We start from the raw sequence: 17441 nt of genomic DNA, 5'->3' as shown, positions 1-17441 counted from the left end.
CTTACATCCTTTCGAGAATTGCCCGGATCTGGCCAGAGCCGCCCGGTTGAACATGCGCCATGCGCAGCACCGTGCCCGCCGGAAAGCCCGGATGGGATCGGCTGAGGGTCACTTGATCATCTTGTGCGGGGTCAAACGGCAGGGCGCTTGCGCCAAAGGTCAGCACCGGTTCAGTGGTGGCCACGCCCGCCTGAAACCCATCTGCCTCAACCACACCCGCCGCCGAAAACAGCGCGGTGATTTGCACAGGCGTTTGCCCGGCGCGGGTGATCGTAACGTGTTCACCAAAATCATTCGGATCAGTGAACACGGCCCATTCATCAAGGCCTTCAATCATCGCTGGCAACCTTGACAACATCCGCCGCCGATGGGCGACCGCCAGCTTGCGCGCGGTTGGTCAAAGACGGATCATCATCCGCGCCGATCCGCCCCTTTTCCTGCAATCGGGCCAACCGCACCGGATCAATCTTGGCCGGATCAACACCGCCACCTTTGCCGATCAGCTTGCCGCCAACCTTCACCGGATGGCGCGCTTTGAAGTGTTCAGCCATCATCAAACCTCTTTGGTTTGCCAGCCGGGGCAATGCCCCGATCAATCAACATGCTGGCGATGTAAGAAACGCTGTATCCATTGACACGGTTAGGCACCCACCAAACCGCAGCGGCGGTGAAGGCAGAGGTCCAAAAACCAAAGATCAGGGACAAGGCAACCACGGGCATCGAAAACCCGCGAACGAGAACCGCCAGCGCCAATATGGCAAGTGGCGGGACAGCAAAGGCCGCGATGGCCTTTGCATGAGGTTCAAGCCAACGCATCGCTTAAGAAAGCACCGTGTCAGGCTTGCCCATTTTAAAGGACGCGGTGTTGCGGCAAGCGGTGTCGATATCGGTAAACACCCGCAGCACCTTGCCATCACTGGCGGCTTTGCTGGCCGTATCAACACGCAGATCCAAACCGGACCACATGCCAATGATCAGATCCGACCAGTTGCCAAAAATGCTTTCGCCGGTGGCCATTTGATTGGTTGTTACGCGCTCATAGCCATTCACAACGCCGCGCTCTTCAATGGCGGTTTCCCCACCCGCAAACTTGGGTGTGGTTTTCAGATATCCCGATGTGTGCGGGCTGTAAATATAAGCCAGATCACCCACATCAGCGTTGCCCGCCGCCACGGCTGTTTCCATCGCGACAATTTCCGCAAAGCTTGGAAATGCCGCGCTATCTGCCCAATCCGTGGCGTTGGCAAAGAGCTTGTCACGCAGCCCCTCTGGCGCATCCGGTGAAGCGTGCCCAACCAATGCGGTTTTGTCCAAGCCGATGGCAAGCCCGCGCAACAGATCATCACGCACCAGCGCCTCAATATCGGGGCTACCTTGCTGCACCATCCGGCGGGTCATTGGGATGGCCATACCAGCCGAATGCGGCGTCATACTAACAAGGCCAAAGTTGGCCTCTGTATCAGCAACATCCTCATCTTCACCAATCCAATAAAAGGTGCCGGTGCCGGTTTGCTTGGGGATATCAACATTGCCTTTTAGCCCTTGCAGGATCCGCACGCCACGACCCGAAAGCGCCATGCGGTTGCGCAACATTTCGATGAAAGATCCGCCGCGATAATCTTGGGCGACCAGCACGCCGCCTTGCGCCGGGGTGCCTGTGTTTTGCGAACGCATATAATTGCCATCCATCAAAACATCAGAGGGCAAGAACACGCCGCCAGCATCGCGGCCCAAAAGATCCGCCACCGCGCCAGAGGCTTCCAGCTCAAAACCCGCAGCTTGGCGGTTTCGGTCGCTTGGATTCATCAAAAAGCGCACAACATTGGTGACGCTAAAGGCGCGGGTTTCACGCTCACTCATGCCGATACGGGTGGCATTGCTGCGTTTGGTTTGCTCTTCGTCGCTGGCGATGTGGTTCATCACTTGCTCGCGAAACGCCCCAACGCTTGTGCCGCGTGTCAGCGCCCCCTCAACCGCATCGTCAGCCATTTCAAACTGGCGCGCGATCCCGCGAATTTCGGCAGACCGGGTACGCTCAGCCGCGACTAGATCTTGCGGCGGAGTTTGGAGAGGGGTTTGCGTTTCTGGATTTGCCGCGCGGGCATGGGGCGCGGCAGGAGTTGCCGAAGCGGCGGGCGCAGGATTGGTTGGCTGCGCTTGAACGGCGGGGTTTGAATTGGGCATATCAGCTTCCTTTTCAGAGACAGTAATTGTGGCCGCGCGTGCCTGATCGGCCCGACCGTAACCAACGGACGGATCAGCAGGGATCGCGACAAATGAGATTTCTTTGGGCATCCAAAGCGTGGCGCGGATAACGGGTTTGCCATCCTCATCCGGGGCCGGTTCGGCGCGCTTGATGGCGTATCCGGTGCTCACGCAAGTCACGTCACCGGATAGAACGCGGGCAAGGTAGGCATTGCCATCGGGCGTGTCGGAAAACCGCAGGGTTGCCTTGCCGCGCCCGTCCTCAATCCATGCCCGCGTGACCGCGCCAATCTTGGCATCCAAGATCGGCATGTGATCTTTGAGCAGAGGGGCCGCACCGGAATTGAGAAAGGAAAGATCCACCTCATCCGGCCCATGGCCCAGCACTTCCCAGAAATCCTGATCGCGCTCAAAATCATGGCGCAGGTAACGCGCCTCGCTTGAGAATGAGATTTCGATATCTCTGGAATCGGAAGGAGCAGCCGAAGCCGCCCCTTTAACATCCGTTGTGATTTCACCCATACGCTGGGCAAAGGCCGGGATTTTTCGGCTCATGCACTATTCCTTTTTCGGGGGGTCAAAGTCGCCCGGCACGCCATCATCAGGCTTGGGCGACCATTCGGGCACCGGCAAGCCGCGCTCTTTGAAGGCCTCCAATTCGGCCTTGCGCTCATCAAGCACGTCCTCAAGGGATCGCCCGCGCTCTGCTACAATTTCTGTTAGTGACCGCGCGCCGCTGGCCAGATCCGCCGCATTGGCGGTGGCATCATCTTTGGGATTGACGCTTTGCCAGCCGCGCGGACGCCATGTCGCCGCGTCAAACTTATCCAGCTTGAATAAGGGCAAGGACAAGCGGCCCGACAGCATCGCCATGCGCAGCCAGCGGGCAAACACCCGATCATGCAGCCCCTCAAAAACCGCGCGTTGCAGCATCCGCCACTCATCGCGCTCTTCACCTTTGCCTGCGCGCAGGCTTGAGAAATTGGCCCGGCTCAGATCCGCAGTCAGAGTTTCATAAGCAACACCCATGCCCGCCGCCTGACTGGTGCCCATGTGGCGCATAAACGGTTCAATCGCAGCCTCAGGATAATGCGGCGTGTTGAAAACCGGCTCAACACTTGGCGGCATCATCGTCACCGTGCCCGCCTCAATCTCATCAAAGGGCGCATCCTCAACCGCGCTGCCAATCTGCCCGCCAGTATGTTCTTGCTTGAAAAACACCATCGCAGCCGCGCCATAGTTGGCCGCTGTCATGGCGCTTTCCTGATAGCTTTCGCTCATATTCATCAGGCGCAGGGCGGTGGCTGATCTTGGAACCCCCAGCACTTGGGCGATTTCCTCAGGGATCAGCACATAGATCATGCGGCTTGCCGGGATACGCTCGCGAATTTGGGCGGTGCCGCGATGCGCCTCGCTATGGGGGCGGTTCCACATATGATAGGCAAGAATGCGATCACTCTGATCAAACTCAATTCCGGCCTCAATATATGCGCCGCCGGGCAAGGGCGTGGTCAGATCCAAATCAAGCCGATCAAACAGCACCGGTTCCACCTGAAACCCAAATGCGCCGCGCCCGGCACCTTCATGAAAGCGCATAAAAGCACCGCCTTCGCGGGCAATTCCGGTGGCCATCTGGCACTCAACCCCGTGCCACGACAAACGCCCGCACCGGGACGGCGTGCCCATCTTGCCCCACTTGGCCCAAGCGCTTTCAATGGTGCGATTTGCGCCATCATCCTTTTTGCCATCTGGATCGCGGACATTCATTTGCAGCCGGATACCGCTTGGCCCGATCACATGGCGGCGAAACAACATTTCATAGGACCGCTGGAAATCAAAGTTATGCGCGGCGTGGCGGGAATGCTGAATTAACCCGCGCGCATCTTGGCGCATTTCTTGGCGGGTTGTGTCGCCAAACATGCTAAAGCCAGAGGCCAGCCGATCCGGGCGCGCCGCCCGATAGGACCGCGTTTGCAGCGGCGCAGATCGGCGGTGAGACTGGGGAGCTGTTTCCGGTGCGGGCTTTGGCGCGGGTGCGCTGGGTTCAATCCGCGTCTCAGAGCGCTTTGAGTTGAAAGGCCATAGGTTCAAAACTTAACCCTCCTGATTTGAAACGGCGATGCGCCGGGGTTTTGTTCGGCCTGCACCTCGCGGGTGTAGACCTCGCGCAGCTTGAGCAGATCCGCGATGGGCGTTCGCGAAATGCTGCGCCCTTCGATGCTGTAGCTTTCGGCATCTTTGGAAACGCGCCCCTCAAGCGTGGCTTTGATCGCATCCAAGATCCGCTCGGCGCTGGAACGTTGATCACCCGTAGACGCCGCCGGATCTGGCAACACTTCGACCCGGCCAGTGGCAAGTGTCGCCCGATCCCCGCTTGCACCATGAAACGCCAGCGCAACCCAAGTGAATTGCCCCGGCGGCACGACGGCGGATTGCGCGGATGAAAGGCGCAGCTCATAGGCGTCTGCCCCGGCAATCGCGTCAATTTCAACAGATGCGCCGCCCGCCAGTGGTCGCAGCACATAGCGCAGCGACCAATCAGCGGGCGGGTGACTAGCAAAGGCTGTTGCATCCAGCCACGCCCAACCATCGCCCGCGACCAATGTTGTGGGAATGCAGTTTTTCAGGGTCATAAAACTTACCTCAACCGGGGCCAATTCGCAGACAAAAGCGCCGCCGTAAAAAGCAGCGCCAGCGCCTCAGGGTGCATCACGTCAGGCATCAAAATGGAATTTCATCATCAATATCGCGCGCGGGTGGCGGGCCATCACTACCGCCGCTGCCGGACCCGCCGCGATCAGATTGCCCCGATCCCTCACCAGATCCGCGCCCATCCAACATCAAAAGCGTTGCCTTGAAGCCTTGCAAAACAATCTCAGTCGAATAGCGATCTGCGCCGCTTTGATCTTGCCACTTGCGGGTTTGCAGCTTGCCGCTGATCATCACCTTTGAGCCTTTGCGCAGGTATCGCTCGGCAATGCCAACCAAACCCTCAGAGTGGATTGCAACGCTGTGCCATTCCGTCTTTTCGCGGCGCTCGCCTGTGTCGCGGTCTTTCCAGCTTTCAGAGGTGGCAATGCGCAGATTGCAAACCTTGCCGCCATTTTGAAAGGTCCGCACCTCAGGATCGCGCCCGAGGTATCCAACCAGTTTGACTTCATTCAGCATGACAGCCTCCTCTAGTTTGCAAATTGCATCCATGTGTTTGTTTTGCTGCGATGGAACATCCGCTTGGATTTCTTGAACAGCGCGGCGCGATTATCTGGCGTGTCGCGCATCCAGCCCGCATCCGGCACCGAACCATCATCACAAACCAATCTGACTTGACCCACCCGCACCGCAGCCCGCACCCCGGCATCTATCCGGCGGCGGGTATTTTCGGCCCAATCACCCGATTGCACATCAGGCCAATCCAGCGGAGCGCACTCAACTGCATTGCCGCCCGGATCAAAGATCTTGGCCATCGGGCGCGAGACAGTCAGGCGCTCAAACTTAGAGACCTTTTCGGAGTTTTTCACCCGACATGTGTGGCCGGGATTGGCCAAATGCACCGTGTATTCGCCATACGAAAACCGCTCAATCACGCTCATGCCAACCACCGCCGATCTAAGGACAACCCTTTAGATCGGGCGCGACCCACGCCCGATCACCAGTTTCGTTTTTTGGGTTTCTTCACCGCCCAGCCGCTCTTTTTCGGCGGCTTGGGCGGTGCCTGCTCAGGCTTCGTTTGCCCGCCCGTTACATCGCGATATTCGGACTTATCCAGCGTGATCGCCATCATATTGCCCGCACCCGGCAGCGCCCAAGCGGGCGGGTTTTCGTGGTTAAGCGCTTCGGCTTCCAACACGATCACCAGCGCCAGCGAATAGACCGACAGGTCCAGCGCTTCATTGCGCAGTTGGCCGGGGCGCTTGGCCCATCCGCCCTCATACCGACGTTCGGCGCAGTATTCCGCGAACACCTCATGCGGGGCGTATTTGGAAATATTGAGCTTTCGCGCCCCGCCAGCCTCGCGCATCAGCGATGCGGCAACCTCATCTTTGAGCCGATCCGTGCCCGCCGTGATGGCAGGCACATCGCGCGCCACATGCTCTTTGCCGCGATGCGCGCTTTCAGGCGTGCGCAGCACCGCACGCGGGGTTGTGTCTTTGCCTTTGCCCATCACCAGATAAAACCGGTTGGGATGCTCAAGCCGCATCTTGCGGTAGAAATCCCGCGCGCGCGGCGTCACCCCCGGCTCACCGCGCAAATCGCAAACCGTAGCAAGGATCTGCAAGGCATGATCCGCCCCCGCAACCGGATAGGATTTGAGCATATGCGGCAAGAGTGCGTCCCAATCCTCGCCATACATTTCCGGCTGGATGCGCCGCCCCTTTGGGTTTGGCGCGGTATCGGGCGGGTTGACCACATCAACGCGGTCAATCACCACCCGCTCAAGATCCAGTGACCACGCTTCTACCTGACCAACAAACCGCCCCTTTTGAACGTCGAAAGCGGCGGTGAGAAAGGCAGTGTTGGCCGGGGCCACTTGCCAAGCGTGATCAGTAGCGCCAGCTTTGAGCGCATCCACCGAAAGCCCAGCCGAAACCGCACGGGCACGCGCCAAATAGGGCAAGCCAAGCTCAACATTTGTGATGGATTTCAAATCCCCTTCATCGCCGGTTAGCTCATAGACCCCTTCGGCCTCAATAAAACGGCTCACAATCTTGGCCCAGCTCGCCAGCGCGGCAGCAGGACCGGGCAACCAATAAGATGCGGTGGCCACCTCGCGGGTGAGCTGATCCAAAGGCACCAATGCGCCGCCGGTATCCTCATGCAACCAGCGCGCGCCTATGTTCAGATCCGCCTTGTGCCGCGCTTCAATCACACATCCGTTTCCACTTGGGCACAGCATAAAAGCCGCTGCCCCGCGCTCGGCGGCGCTGCCTGTATCCGGGTAGCGCAAGTGATCAAAGCGCGGCTCAAATTCATGGGCGCAATGCGGGCACGTCCAATAAAGCCGCCCGCGCGACCCCTTGGCATAAAGCGGCACAATCCCGCCCGATACGGTTGGCACATCGTGCGGCGTGTCCGGCGTCCATTCATCATCAATCACCGGAAAGCGCGGCGAGCTTTCAACAATGGTCATGGCCCGCGATCCGGCATCCTCTGTCCGTTTGCGCATCAGGTTAAAGGCACTGCCTTCGCCTTCACCCTCGGCATTGCGCCCGATATCGGCGGGGAATTTGTCGTAATCCGTACCGATGCACAGGGCGATTGACCGCTGCGCCAGCTTGTCACCAACGGGCCAATCAATTGTCAGGCGCGTGCCGCCGGTGAATTTCTTGGTAAAAATGTTGTCCGCGCCCTTGCCGGTGCCCAGCTTGGCTTTCAGCTCAGGGCTATTGCGGATCAGCTCATCAAGCGCGCCTTCTGACCATTCCTTTGCAGCGCCCTTACTTGGCGAGAACATCGCCACAACGCGGGGCTGCGCCAGCACTGCATGCACCAGCGGGTTGATCACCAGCCCCTCAGATTTCGAAGACCGCGCCGGGCCAACAAAAGCGATGCTATCAAAGCGCCGCGATGTGGTCACATCCATGGGTTCGGTCATGTAGGGCGCAACATCCGCGCGCCATGGCACCCATTGCCCGCCCGATTTGATCATGCGGCGCGGGGCCGTTTGTGACACCTTGACCCGCGCCCGTGGTTGCAAGACCGGTAGCGCCGCAGCTATCGCTTTTTCGATGCTGCAAAAGGGTGGCAATGGCTCAATATCAAAGAGCGTTTCCGTCGCTTTCCCTGCCATCGCCAACCACCTCATGCACCTTTTGCGCGGCTTGTGACAACACATCGTCACAGGCGCGCTCAACCTTTTCCAGATCGCGCCCCTCAAGGCCGAGTTCGCGCGCCAAGCGGTCCGGCAGCGCATCCAATCCGTCGCGGATAGCGGCAAACACATCTTCAATTCCGGCTTGCACATCCTCAAACCGGATCAGGTTGTTGCGCTTTTCTGCCTCAACCCGGCGGATGGCCTCAAGCTCCAAAAGCTTGCGCTGATCGGTCAGGCTCATTTTGCCGCTTTCGCCCGATGCGGTTTCGCCGCCCAGCAAGGCCAAGGACAATTGCGCCGTTGCCGCGTCACCCGCAGCCTTGGCGCTTTCCTCATCGGCGCGCATTGCCTTCATCCAAGCGAATGCCAGCGACAAACGAAACTCATAGGACCGGCCATTTGCCCCGGCGGTTTCAAAGGGCAGTGGATTTTCACCGCGCCGGAGCCATGCGGAAATCGTGGTGCCCGAAACCCCAAGCCCAACCTCAAGCTGCGACTTGTTCACAACCGCATCCGGCACACCCTTTGGCAGCGGAAACCGCTCAATCAGTGCGGCTTCTTCGGCGGTGAAAGGACGAAGATTAGAAGCCGTCATCTCCTCCCCTTTCTTTGAGTGCTTATGCTTTATTGCGGATCTACTATTTGAAGAAATTCCTTGTGCTTCCTGAGAGAAGCTTGAAGTAAGCGATGATCAGGGTTGTCGCCTTTCACTTCATCAACAAGAATATCGCAGGCATTTACTAAATCAGAGCCTGCGATTCGTACTTTTTCGATGTGAGCATACCTAGAATTGGACCTATTTACTTCCTCTCGAAGTGAGTAATAGCCTGCGTATAAAGTCTCGCGGCCACCCTGATCGGAATTCATCCACTGGTGATATATTTTTTCGGATGCATTTAGAAAATTCGTTGCTGAATTCGCAAGATCCCTCATGTTAGCTCTTTTAGGTGAAGCTAATTCTTGCCTTAAACTCGAAATATCAGAGTTTTGTTCTTTGTGGATTTTCGAAATCACAAACAGACACCTGAGAAAAAAAATCACGCCGCAAACCAAAAACACTAAGCTCCAAATTGAGCTTTCGACAACCTCAGTTTGAAAAAGCGTGATATATCCGTCCTTAGATGTTGCCGAAGCAATCCACGAAAGAAACAAGGCCACAATCCCAACGAGGCTAACCCACCACGATAATGCGCGCCTAACTACTTCAATCCAAAACTTCATTTCTCAAACCACGCTATTTTACCTTAGCTAGACTTATCAACATCACATCCCCTCAACAACAACCACAACCCAAAACGAAAGGGGCCGCGAAAAACAAAGATACACACCATACATGATCGCGAATTACCCATGTAGCGGGGGCTTCCAAAGAACCTATCGGGTCTATTTCATCGCCCGGCGCATTGCTTTGAGTAGGGCTTGCGGCAGGCGGGCGGTTGCGGTCTTGGCAGCGCCGCTGATCAACTTCAAGCTGGGCTTGTAACGCGCCTTGCGCTCATAGCTGACCAGAAGTTTCAACTTCGCACCAGACTTGCGACTTGTATTCTTTGTCCCTAACCGCCGATAGATCCCAGCATGAGAACTACCCTTAGGCTTACCTGAGAAAGTGTTAGGCATTGCCAGCACACGACCAACCGCACCGCGCGGCATGTTCCCGTATTTGTTGACCCGCTGACCAACGGGCACAAGGATTGCCCGACGCTTGGGCTTTCGTGTGCCACCATCCTCTTGCCATAGCAGATAGTCCGCTTGAATGGCCTTGGCAAAGATCACACCGCGCAGATTGCGTTTGGTGGCGCGCTTGATCGCAAAGGCTTTCATGGTGAAGGGCGTGGGGTTGTCCAACCGGCGGCGCAATGTCTTTTCCCAATTGCGCTTAATCTCATTCAGCACTTCGTTGATGGCCAACGACATGGCAAAGGGCACTTGCTTGCGGGCCGCATTGTTCAAGCCACGCTGAAACTGTTTGGCGTTTGATGTGATACGCAGATCCATAGACGCAGCCAATCTGTTAGCGAGACTTGAACGATACAGCCCGAACCTCTGAGACAAGGGGAGCATGCAGGCAATCTCAGAGGTTCGGGGGGTGTCGGAACATGGCCAGATCCGCCGGTGCGGTATTTCTTAGCCACTTCTCGACTGTGCCAAGACGTATACATCAAACATTTGAGCGTTGACCAAACTCAGATTTGGAGTGCGGTGCTGAAATATAACCGCAAGAGATTGCAAGACGCTCACCAACAGCGGCGATAGATACAACCAATTCACTTTGGGCTAACTCATTGCCAATGGATGCACCGGCGCGTTTTAGAATATCATTACGGCCAAGCCCATCAATCGCCATCCATTCCAGCAACTGCCTAAAGGGCGTGCGCGCCAAACCATCACCGCGCCGTTGCTGCCTTGCCTCGCGATGAGGCACCACCAGCTCACCACCCTCAAGCGCGGCATGCATCATCCGCAACCGCTCAGCCTCAGCCAAGGCGCGCACGCTTGGCCCGGCGGTTGGCGAAGAGCTACCCGTGCCAGATCCACCCGCATCACTGCCGCCGATTGAACCGCCGACAATCTCAACCGCTTCGATATAGACCAGCACGGCAGCGCGGGCGGCAGGGGTTAGATTGGCCATCATGGGCGCAGGTTTGGTGCGCCAGACGCGGGCACGCTGGCTGACAATCTCGCCATCACCATCAACACCGGTGCCAACCTCAATTTCCGCGCGCTCAACATCCGCGCGGGCAAGCCGCGTGCGCGTGCCGCCCAAAGGCGTGGCATGTGTGTCCCATGCAAAGGGTGGAAGGGTGACGGTGCCTTGGGCTTTGCGTTTTCTGGCCATGCGGGGATTTCCTTGCAAAAGTGGCCAACAGGGGTGGCCGGGGTGACTTGGGTGGGGTGACAGCCGCCCGAACACTTTTGAGAAAAAATCTATATATGATTTTTCTCACATATACGGGCGGATTTTCTTCACCCCGCACACCCCTCTATCTATTTTTCTGTTTAATAATAAGAGGATAGAAAAAAGAAGAGAGCTAGAGGGGTGATAACTGGGGTGGCTTTTTCAATTCTCGGGGTGACTTTTTCCCCTTGGGGTGACTTTTATTTCGCCAATTCCGGCTTTTTTCCTTATCGCTTCTCAGCCGGACTACGGCTGAGGCCGCACAAAGCCCTCTGATTTTCCAATTGGGTGACGTTTTTTTCACCTCCCCTTAGGGGGCGCGGGGTTTGGGGTGACAAATGCGGGGGGGGGCTAGAACGGCGGGCCATCCGGCTCAACTGGCGCGCCAAGAACGCCCTTGATCAGCTCTGCCGCATCCTCAGACCAGCTAAAGCCCTTGTAGTGCGCGTAGCCTTTGACGGGGCCTGTCTCATAGCCCTTTTCAACCATGATATTGCGCACGGTGGATTTTTGATAAAGCTGGAAACCGCCTTGCTCGCACCACGCCTCATGCACGGTGAAGAACTCTTTGACAGGCACCCGCCCCTTGGGATCTGGCACGACCATTTCGCCCAGAAACACGCCAACCGGATCGGCGCTTTCCAAAAGCTGCGTTTTGAGCTTGGTCATACTATCCGGCAGATCCACACCAATGCGCATGAACTCCTGAAACCCTTCAATCATCCAGTTGAGAATGCCCGGCCCTTCGGCCCTTAGCTCTGCCTCAACAGCGCCCTGCGCGCGTTGTTGGTCCGCAGGCAGGGCGCGCAGGTTCACGTCAAAGGGCACAAAGACCAATCGGCGGCGGGTGCCCTCATCTTCGTCTTTGACCTTGGGCGTGCGATTGCATGACAAGATCGGAATGCCGGTTGGCGTCCAAAAGAACGGATCGGCATATAGCCCGCGCGACATACGGCGATCACCGCCCGTTAGCCCTTTGATTTTCTTGGCGCTCAGAACATCGCGCGCGCCCGGTTCAGTCGCGATATAGGCGCGCGCACCCGGCAAATCCGCCTCTTCGGGCGTGGCTGCACTTGCCGCCGCTTGGCCGGTTTCAAGGAACATTTCGATTTTACAGGGCGCGGCATAGCCATCTTGACGGCCAAGCACATGGCTGAGGGTATTGAGCAAAGTCGATTTGCCATTGCCACCGGGGCCGCGCAGCAAAACGCAGATCTGCGCGCTGTTTTCACCAAACAAGGTTGCGCCAAAAATGCGCTGCGTACAGGCGCGAATTTCATCATCAGGAATGATTAATTCCATAAAATCCACCCAGCCCGGACAACCCGCCGCCGGATCGAATTTGACGCCCCCGCATTTGGTTGGCAGATGCGCCCGATCGACAGGCTTGAGCCAGTCCATTTTGCTGGCGATCACCTCAGCATCCGGGGCGTCATAGGGCGCTTCCCAATCGCGCACGGCGCGCAGATCCAAATCGCCATTTGGCAAAACAAAGGTCCAAGGATCATTGTCCATTTCCTCAACCTCAGCCCGCCTTTGATGCTCGCAAGTTTCAAGCGCGCTTTTGACCTTGGCGGCATTGCCGCACTTGGTGGCGTGTTGGCGTAGCTTGGACGCAGCCGCAAAGCCCATCATTTGCCGGGCATCATTGTGGGATCTGACAAGGACCGGCGGGCGCTTGTGCGCCATCTGATCAATAAAGGCTTCCAGCTCTTCTATTGGGGCGTCAAAATTTGCCTGTAAAAACTCAGCCTCTTCTATGACCAACTGGCGCAACTGGTGGCCAATCTCGCGCGCGGCCAAATTGCCCGACCGGAACGAATAACGCGTGCCATCCCAAACGGCCCAACCCTTGCCGGAGACAAACACCAGATCTTGCCCATAGGCTGACAAGATCCGCGCGGCGTTATCCTCATCATTCATTTCCAGATCAAGCCGCTCAGGCATCGTCAAAGCCGAGGCACGCAGGCCAGCTATAAGCGCGTAGGGTTTACCCATAGATATGCCTCCTGTGAGTATTGGGGATTTCGGCGGTGAAGGGCATGGCAGCGGCTAAACTGCCAAACCGTCTATGCCTCATAAAGTGTTCCAGCCTTGGCCAGATCCGCAAAATCCTGATCATGATCCCAATGCCCCAGCGGGATCGCGAGGCGTGCGCCATCCGGGCAGGCATGGGATATTTTGGCCAAGGCACGCTCAGCATGGATGCGAGCAGCGTCGGGGCATTTTGTGCTTGGATCGGCCAAAATGGTTGCGCAACTCACACCATCGGGCGGCAACCAGCCGGGGCGCGGCCCGTCCAATTCCGGTGATGGGTTTGGCAGACGTTTGCCGGTGCGGCCAACCCCGCGCCGCGCGCCGGTTTTGGCCTCAGGTCCAGCCAATGCGCCCAGCGACAAAGCCGCCTCAATTCGGGCGTTAAATTCTGGATTGAGGGCGCGGGTGGCCGAATACACCGCGAGCGTGGTTTCAATACCTTCCCCCACAACCACGCGCGGGCAATAGGGCTTGGACAGCACCACCGGATTGCCAAAAATTTCACCCGTGCGGCCCAGCATCTTTTTGGGCACCTTGTGGCCGTCCGGGGTATGGGCACGGCCCTTGCGCGGGTCAGCCGCGTTAAACCATGTGCGATGTACGCCAATCAGTTTTTGCCGACCAATAAACGCCACCATGGCGGGGCCGCGATGGATCAGCTTGGCCCTGCCATTTTCATCAGCCCCGTCATAGCAAGGTAGATCCGCGTGATAGCGCAAAGTTGCAGGCAAGCCGCCAATCGCTTCAATGCGAATGCCGCGCCCCTCAAGATAGGCCATCAAATCGGGGTGGTTGGCGACCGATGCACGCCACACATTATGCGCTTTGGTCACGCCGCGATCAGCCAGCTCAGCCGCCGCGCGTTCGGCTTGGCGTTGTCGCGCCTCAGACTTGGCCTTGAATGCCGCGATCCGCGCGGGATCTGCGGTGCGATCAATGTTTTCACTATCGGCAAGCGCGCGCACAGCGGCGGTGAAGGAAAGGCCATCGCGTTGCATCAAGAAATCAATCACCGATCCCTTGGCCTGACAGCCAAAGCAATAGAATTGCCCGCCGGTGCCCTTGGGTTCAGTGACATGAAAGCTTGGGGATCGTTCACCATGAAACGGGCATGGTGCCCAATAATCACCTTTTGCCGGTTGGCTTTTGCGCGCATCCCATTCAACAGTTTGCTCAACAATTGCGCGCAGCGAAACGCGGGCTTTGATTTCATCAGACAGGGCCATGTTGTGCCCCCTTGGATGGGGCAGGCACATGCCGCCAGATCTTGGCCAGCGTGACACCAAAACGCGCCGCGCTACGCAGCGCACGCTTCTGCGCCGCCAGCTCACAGGCCTTGCCAGCGCACACCCAAATGCAGGCACCGCGTAGGATATCGGGCAATTCTGGCACGATGCCGGGCCAAAGAGGGAAGCCAAGGCCAGATGAGACCGGGAACAAATTGCAGATTTCGCAAATCTCAGACGGGGCGCGGGTCATGACAAAAGCCCCGCGTGATCAAGCGTTTCCAGCGCCGCCGCAACCAAAACCTTGGCCGAACGCGCCGGTATACCCATCCCTTTTTCAACAACCTCAAAGCCGGTGTTCTTGCCGCAGACCTCTTCTAGAACGGTCATTAACCGGGGCGGCAAAGCATCACTTATCGCCGCATATGCCCCCGGATCAACCGCGTTGCGCGTCAAATAAATTGACTGAAACCGCCCCTTGGTTTTCACGTGCTTATCCGTGATTAAAGTTTGCCCAGAGCGGCGCGAACACGCCTCAAGAGGGCACGAATGAGACCAGCCCATTTTGCGCGCAGGCCGCTCTTGCGGTTTTTCGTTGGCCAAAAGCCCCTTGACAGAATCCAGTGAAACCGTCGCTTCTTCGGCGCGCAGAGTAAGTTTGAAACGCCGAATTCGGCGATCCGTTGGCCCGGCAACTTCCAACCATCCAAAAGCGACCGCCGCCAAAAACTCTTCGCGAGACAGGCTTTCCCCCGCGACATTTTTGGCCAAAATCGCGGCGCGCGGCGCATCGCCGGATAAAACGATGGCATCCGATTTACTCAAAACCGGGATCACCTTTGCAATCGTCACAGAGAATTTGCGCGCATCCAACCCCAATGCCCTTAGTACCAATTCGCGGGAAACCGGACCACGCGGCGGCATAGGCTGGCTTAAAATAAAGGTTTCCAATCGCTGAATAAGATCATCAAATTCAGGAACATCGCGCGCGTTCTCAACAACACGAATACGGCTCCGAAGCACATTGGACGGGGCACAACCCTGCGCTGTTCCAATGGCGCGCATAGACTGACCAAACAGCACGTTTTCAAAATAAGCCTGCAAAGCGTAGGGCGAGAGAAAAAGATGCTTCATCGCACTATCCCCACAATATCAGCCCGCAAGGATGCAGCCGCAACAGCAGCGCCAAGCCGCATCTTAGCGGCTTGCGCATACCCAGCCGCCGCCAAGCGGCTTGCGCCATGGTGGTGAAACATCTCAACCAGCAACAAACCCGCCTCAATTCCGGCGCGCTCAAGTTGATAGTTTTGGCTCATTTCCGGCAAATGCTGCCAAGGGCTGTCATTGAGCCGGATGGCCATTGCGGCGGGTTTTGGCACTTGCCTCATGATACACCACCCGTCCGCGCGGCATCGCGTATCAATCCCCGAAACGGTGCAAGCTCTTGTGTGACCCATGCCCAGCCATCGGCAGTGATGCGCAGCGAAGGGTGGATTTCACCGGTGTTTTCCACAAAGCCAAGATCCTCAGCAATTGCGACGGAAAGCTGCAAATCTAAAGGCTCAAGTTCAGATGCGCGCATCAGTGTGGCAGCCGTTTCGCAATGCATCTGAACAGCGGCCAAAAATTTCAAAAGGGGCGGATTACGCATGACGCACCCCCATTCTGGTGGTCAGGTAGGCTGTTTTTAACCGAATGCGGATCGGGCGCGGGATCATGGCCAGCGCATCACCGGCAATCAACTGACCCGCACCAGATGGACCGGGCAAGGCCCGCGCCTGCCCAGCGTTCACCACATCCAGCATCGCGCGCGGCAAAGCCCCGCCGCCAAGCCCCATTTTGGTTGAAATAGCCAGCAGCTCGCCAGTTTCGATTTTCCCGTGCATCAGTAGGCCACCGATAATCACGCGGGCTAAGGAAGGCACCTTTGACGTTGCATCTTTCATGCCGCAATCCCCTCAACCCGGTCACAATAAGGCACCGGCTCATCAGGAACCCGCAGCACCAAACCGCCATTTCCGAAATCTTCTAAAATGCGGCATGGCACCGCTAAATGACGCCGCGCAGCGATAGCTTCCCACGGTCTAACAATTAGAGTGAGCGCATGCCCCTTAATGCCGCGCTGATGAGCGATCACGCCACCTTTTGCGCTTTGGCAGATCATGAAACGCCCAATATCCGCCCCAACTCCAAATGAAACCTCAAAATGGGTTCCCTTTTCGGAGGCCGGGAAATACCGCTTTCGCGCAGCACCGTTGATAATGATGTGAACGCGCGAAACGCCGCGCTGATCAACTTTCACAGCAAGCGAAATCCGCTCTTCAATCTTGCCGTTCTTTTTGGGTGCTTCTGGTGTTGTGGGTTCAAACGCCATGATTGAACCTCGCCCACTTCGACAACTCGCAATCAACTATGGGTTGCTTTTCTCTTTTCTGATTTGCCACGACCTGAACTCCAACATCTTATTAATGATGTGACCACTTAAAACGGAGGAACAGACAGGCGGGAGGGTCAAAATTGACCGCGAAAAGACATTTATTGTCGGCAATCCGGCATAAATTATTTATTACTTTCAAATAGTAACAGCGGACGACAATGGTGACTCAAAACGGACAAAAATGATCGCAAAGGGTCATTTTTGTTCACAATGACTTCAAGAGCGTGCCGTAAACATCAGCCAGTAGCACAAGTGACACCATTATGCCCGCAGGGATTAACTGTTCGTTTATTCTTTGGATTCCAAAAACAATTCAACCTTGACGTGATTCCATTGCGTTTTGAATCTAGCCATATTTGGGGAGTTGTTTTTAATGTTGACAGCATCATATATTTCGCACAAGATTCCTGTGCAGCCGCAAAAAACGGTTGCCGGGATTGGAAACCCGCATATAATACGGCGTCCAAACCGCGCCCAAATTGCGCGGTTTCTTTATGGGTTCGGGCGTTCGGGGCTGCTTCGGCAGGCCGTTCCGTATTGCGGTATTTCCAACTCCGTTCGTCCGGCCCACCCAAGATTGGAAACTTGGCAAGCCGGTGTTGTAAACGCCGTACGGAGGCTAGCCATGTCTATTAAAAATTCTTTGGGAAACTGCAATCAAGATCCGTCAACACACATCCCGATGGAGAAACTTGAAGAGGCGCTTAGCATTGCTCAGCAGCTAGTCGCGCGCGATGGCCCGATCTTTCAACCCGTCCTTGATAGGATCGCAAGGGAAGTTTCAGCCAGACAGACCCAACCCACAAGTTTAGCGCATGAGGTCAAACA

The 17441-nt window shown here is 56.8% G+C and carries 21 protein-coding genes; all 21 read right to left on the bottom strand.

From position 1 onward, the window contains the following. Window position 1 precedes the first annotated feature (1 nt). Entirely contained in the window at window positions 2-337 is a 336-nt protein-coding gene (locus C8N36_RS05115) for a head-tail joining protein (RefSeq protein WP_097804767.1), read from the bottom strand. Beyond that, entirely contained in the window at window positions 330-554 is a 225-nt protein-coding gene (locus C8N36_RS05110; protein ID WP_097804768.1) for a hypothetical protein, read from the bottom strand. Before C8N36_RS05110 ends, C8N36_RS05115 begins: the two co-directional genes overlap by 8 nt. Further along, window positions 544-816, bottom strand: coding sequence for a hypothetical protein (locus C8N36_RS05105; protein WP_097804769.1), 273 nt, complete (start codon window positions 814-816; stop codon window positions 544-546). Before C8N36_RS05105 ends, C8N36_RS05110 begins: the two co-directional genes overlap by 11 nt. Window positions 817-819: 3 nt before the next feature. Next, window positions 820-2760, bottom strand: coding sequence for a phage major capsid protein (locus tag C8N36_RS05100; protein ID WP_097804770.1), 1941 nt, complete (start codon window positions 2758-2760; stop codon window positions 820-822). 3 nt (window positions 2761-2763) lie between these two features. Then, window positions 2764-4296, bottom strand: a complete 1533-nt coding sequence (locus tag C8N36_RS05095; RefSeq protein WP_097804771.1) for a phage portal protein — start codon at window positions 4294-4296, stop codon at window positions 2764-2766. Beyond that, entirely contained in the window at window positions 4293-4838 is a 546-nt protein-coding gene (locus C8N36_RS05090; RefSeq protein ID WP_097804772.1) for a hypothetical protein, read from the bottom strand. Before C8N36_RS05090 ends, C8N36_RS05095 begins: the two co-directional genes overlap by 4 nt. A gap of 88 nt (window positions 4839-4926) precedes the next feature. Next, on the bottom strand, window positions 4927-5373 hold the full coding sequence (ssb, locus tag C8N36_RS05085; RefSeq protein WP_097804773.1) for a single-stranded DNA-binding protein: 447 nt from the start codon (window positions 5371-5373) through the stop codon (window positions 4927-4929). An 11-nt stretch (window positions 5374-5384) separates the two neighbouring features. Continuing rightward, entirely contained in the window at window positions 5385-5795 is a 411-nt protein-coding gene (locus C8N36_RS05080) for a hypothetical protein (protein ID WP_097804774.1), read from the bottom strand. 56 nt (window positions 5796-5851) lie between these two features. Continuing rightward, entirely contained in the window at window positions 5852-7993 is a 2142-nt protein-coding gene (locus C8N36_RS05075; protein WP_170125807.1) for a terminase gpA endonuclease subunit, read from the bottom strand. Further along, on the bottom strand, window positions 7962-8612 hold the full coding sequence (locus C8N36_RS05070) for a DUF1441 family protein (RefSeq protein WP_097804776.1): 651 nt from the start codon (window positions 8610-8612) through the stop codon (window positions 7962-7964). The genes C8N36_RS05075 and C8N36_RS05070 overlap by 32 nt, the downstream gene beginning before the upstream one ends. A gap of 29 nt (window positions 8613-8641) precedes the next feature. Beyond that, window positions 8642-9238 carry a hypothetical protein gene (locus C8N36_RS05065; RefSeq protein WP_097804777.1) on the bottom strand — a complete coding sequence of 199 codons (597 nt, stop codon included), beginning with the start codon at window positions 9236-9238 and terminating at the stop codon, window positions 8642-8644. Window positions 9239-9400: 162 nt separating this feature from the next. Beyond that, complete coding sequence (locus tag C8N36_RS05060) at window positions 9401-10012, bottom strand: hypothetical protein (RefSeq protein ID WP_097804778.1); 612 nt, start codon at window positions 10010-10012, stop codon at window positions 9401-9403. Window positions 10013-10175: 163 nt separating this feature from the next. Next, window positions 10176-10853, bottom strand: coding sequence for a hypothetical protein (locus C8N36_RS05055; RefSeq protein ID WP_097804779.1), 678 nt, complete (start codon window positions 10851-10853; stop codon window positions 10176-10178). 411 nt (window positions 10854-11264) lie between these two features. Beyond that, window positions 11265-12911: a DNA primase family protein gene (locus tag C8N36_RS05050; RefSeq protein WP_097804780.1), complete on the bottom strand. Its 1647-nt coding sequence runs from the start codon at window positions 12909-12911 to the stop codon at window positions 11265-11267. 71 nt (window positions 12912-12982) lie between these two features. Then, complete coding sequence (locus C8N36_RS05045) at window positions 12983-14176, bottom strand: CHC2 zinc finger domain-containing protein (protein WP_097804781.1); 1194 nt, start codon at window positions 14174-14176, stop codon at window positions 12983-12985. After that, window positions 14163-14429, bottom strand: a complete 267-nt coding sequence (locus C8N36_RS05040; RefSeq protein WP_097804782.1) for a hypothetical protein — start codon at window positions 14427-14429, stop codon at window positions 14163-14165. The genes C8N36_RS05045 and C8N36_RS05040 overlap by 14 nt, the downstream gene beginning before the upstream one ends. Then, on the bottom strand, window positions 14426-15310 hold the full coding sequence (locus tag C8N36_RS05035) for a DUF6456 domain-containing protein (RefSeq protein WP_097804783.1): 885 nt from the start codon (window positions 15308-15310) through the stop codon (window positions 14426-14428). Before C8N36_RS05035 ends, C8N36_RS05040 begins: the two co-directional genes overlap by 4 nt. Beyond that, complete coding sequence (locus C8N36_RS05030; protein WP_097804784.1) at window positions 15307-15564, bottom strand: hypothetical protein; 258 nt, start codon at window positions 15562-15564, stop codon at window positions 15307-15309. The genes C8N36_RS05035 and C8N36_RS05030 overlap by 4 nt, the downstream gene beginning before the upstream one ends. Beyond that, a complete protein-coding gene (locus C8N36_RS05025; RefSeq protein WP_097804785.1) occupies window positions 15561-15827 on the bottom strand; it encodes a hypothetical protein in 267 nt (88 codons plus the stop codon). Before C8N36_RS05025 ends, C8N36_RS05030 begins: the two co-directional genes overlap by 4 nt. Continuing rightward, entirely contained in the window at window positions 15820-16122 is a 303-nt protein-coding gene (locus C8N36_RS05020; RefSeq protein WP_097804786.1) for a hypothetical protein, read from the bottom strand. The genes C8N36_RS05025 and C8N36_RS05020 overlap by 8 nt, the downstream gene beginning before the upstream one ends. After that, entirely contained in the window at window positions 16119-16550 is a 432-nt protein-coding gene (locus C8N36_RS05015) for a hypothetical protein (protein WP_097804787.1), read from the bottom strand. The genes C8N36_RS05020 and C8N36_RS05015 overlap by 4 nt, the downstream gene beginning before the upstream one ends. Between the last annotated feature and the right edge of the window lie 891 nt (window positions 16551-17441).

The sequence above is a fragment of the Pelagimonas varians genome, assembly GCF_003208435.1.
GTDB classification, from domain to species: domain Bacteria; phylum Pseudomonadota; class Alphaproteobacteria; order Rhodobacterales; family Rhodobacteraceae; genus Pelagimonas; species Pelagimonas varians.
The sequence above is the reverse complement of the archived record's forward strand: the minus strand, read 5'-3'. Positions and strand labels throughout refer to the sequence as shown.

Bases quoted from the DNA above. Each gene is read 5' to 3' on its own strand.
- C8N36_RS05055 (WP_097804779.1), bottom strand. From the start codon at position 10,853: ATGGCCAGAAAACGCAAAGCCCAAGGCACCGTCACCCTTCCACCCTTT.
- C8N36_RS05080 (WP_097804774.1), bottom strand. From the start codon at position 5,795: ATGAGCGTGATTGAGCGGTTTTCGTATGGCGAATACACGGTGCATTTG.
- C8N36_RS05015 (WP_097804787.1), bottom strand. From the start codon at position 16,550: ATGGCGTTTGAACCCACAACACCAGAAGCACCCAAAAAGAACGGCAAG.
- C8N36_RS05110 (WP_097804768.1), bottom strand. From the start codon at position 554: ATGATGGCTGAACACTTCAAAGCGCGCCATCCGGTGAAGGTTGGCGGC.
- C8N36_RS05060 (WP_097804778.1), bottom strand. From the start codon at position 10,012: ATGGATCTGCGTATCACATCAAACGCCAAACAGTTTCAGCGTGGCTTG.
- ssb (WP_097804773.1), bottom strand. From the start codon at position 5,373: ATGCTGAATGAAGTCAAACTGGTTGGATACCTCGGGCGCGATCCTGAG.
- C8N36_RS05065 (WP_097804777.1), bottom strand. From the start codon at position 9,238: ATGAAGTTTTGGATTGAAGTAGTTAGGCGCGCATTATCGTGGTGGGTT.
- C8N36_RS05020 (WP_097804786.1), bottom strand. From the start codon at position 16,122: ATGAAAGATGCAACGTCAAAGGTGCCTTCCTTAGCCCGCGTGATTATC.
- C8N36_RS05025 (WP_097804785.1), bottom strand. From the start codon at position 15,827: ATGCGTAATCCGCCCCTTTTGAAATTTTTGGCCGCTGTTCAGATGCAT.
- C8N36_RS05090 (WP_097804772.1), bottom strand. From the start codon at position 4,838: ATGACCCTGAAAAACTGCATTCCCACAACATTGGTCGCGGGCGATGGT.
- C8N36_RS05035 (WP_097804783.1), bottom strand. From the start codon at position 15,310: ATGAAGCATCTTTTTCTCTCGCCCTACGCTTTGCAGGCTTATTTTGAA.
- C8N36_RS05030 (WP_097804784.1), bottom strand. From the start codon at position 15,564: ATGAGGCAAGTGCCAAAACCCGCCGCAATGGCCATCCGGCTCAATGAC.
- C8N36_RS05075 (WP_170125807.1), bottom strand. From the start codon at position 7,993: ATGGCAGGGAAAGCGACGGAAACGCTCTTTGATATTGAGCCATTGCCA.
- C8N36_RS05045 (WP_097804781.1), bottom strand. From the start codon at position 14,176: ATGGCCCTGTCTGATGAAATCAAAGCCCGCGTTTCGCTGCGCGCAATT.
- C8N36_RS05040 (WP_097804782.1), bottom strand. From the start codon at position 14,429: ATGACCCGCGCCCCGTCTGAGATTTGCGAAATCTGCAATTTGTTCCCG.
- C8N36_RS05070 (WP_097804776.1), bottom strand. From the start codon at position 8,612: ATGACGGCTTCTAATCTTCGTCCTTTCACCGCCGAAGAAGCCGCACTG.
- C8N36_RS05105 (WP_097804769.1), bottom strand. From the start codon at position 816: ATGCGTTGGCTTGAACCTCATGCAAAGGCCATCGCGGCCTTTGCTGTC.
- C8N36_RS05115 (WP_097804767.1), bottom strand. From the start codon at position 337: ATGATTGAAGGCCTTGATGAATGGGCCGTGTTCACTGATCCGAATGAT.
- C8N36_RS05100 (WP_097804770.1), bottom strand. From the start codon at position 2,760: ATGAGCCGAAAAATCCCGGCCTTTGCCCAGCGTATGGGTGAAATCACA.
- C8N36_RS05050 (WP_097804780.1), bottom strand. From the start codon at position 12,911: ATGGGTAAACCCTACGCGCTTATAGCTGGCCTGCGTGCCTCGGCTTTG.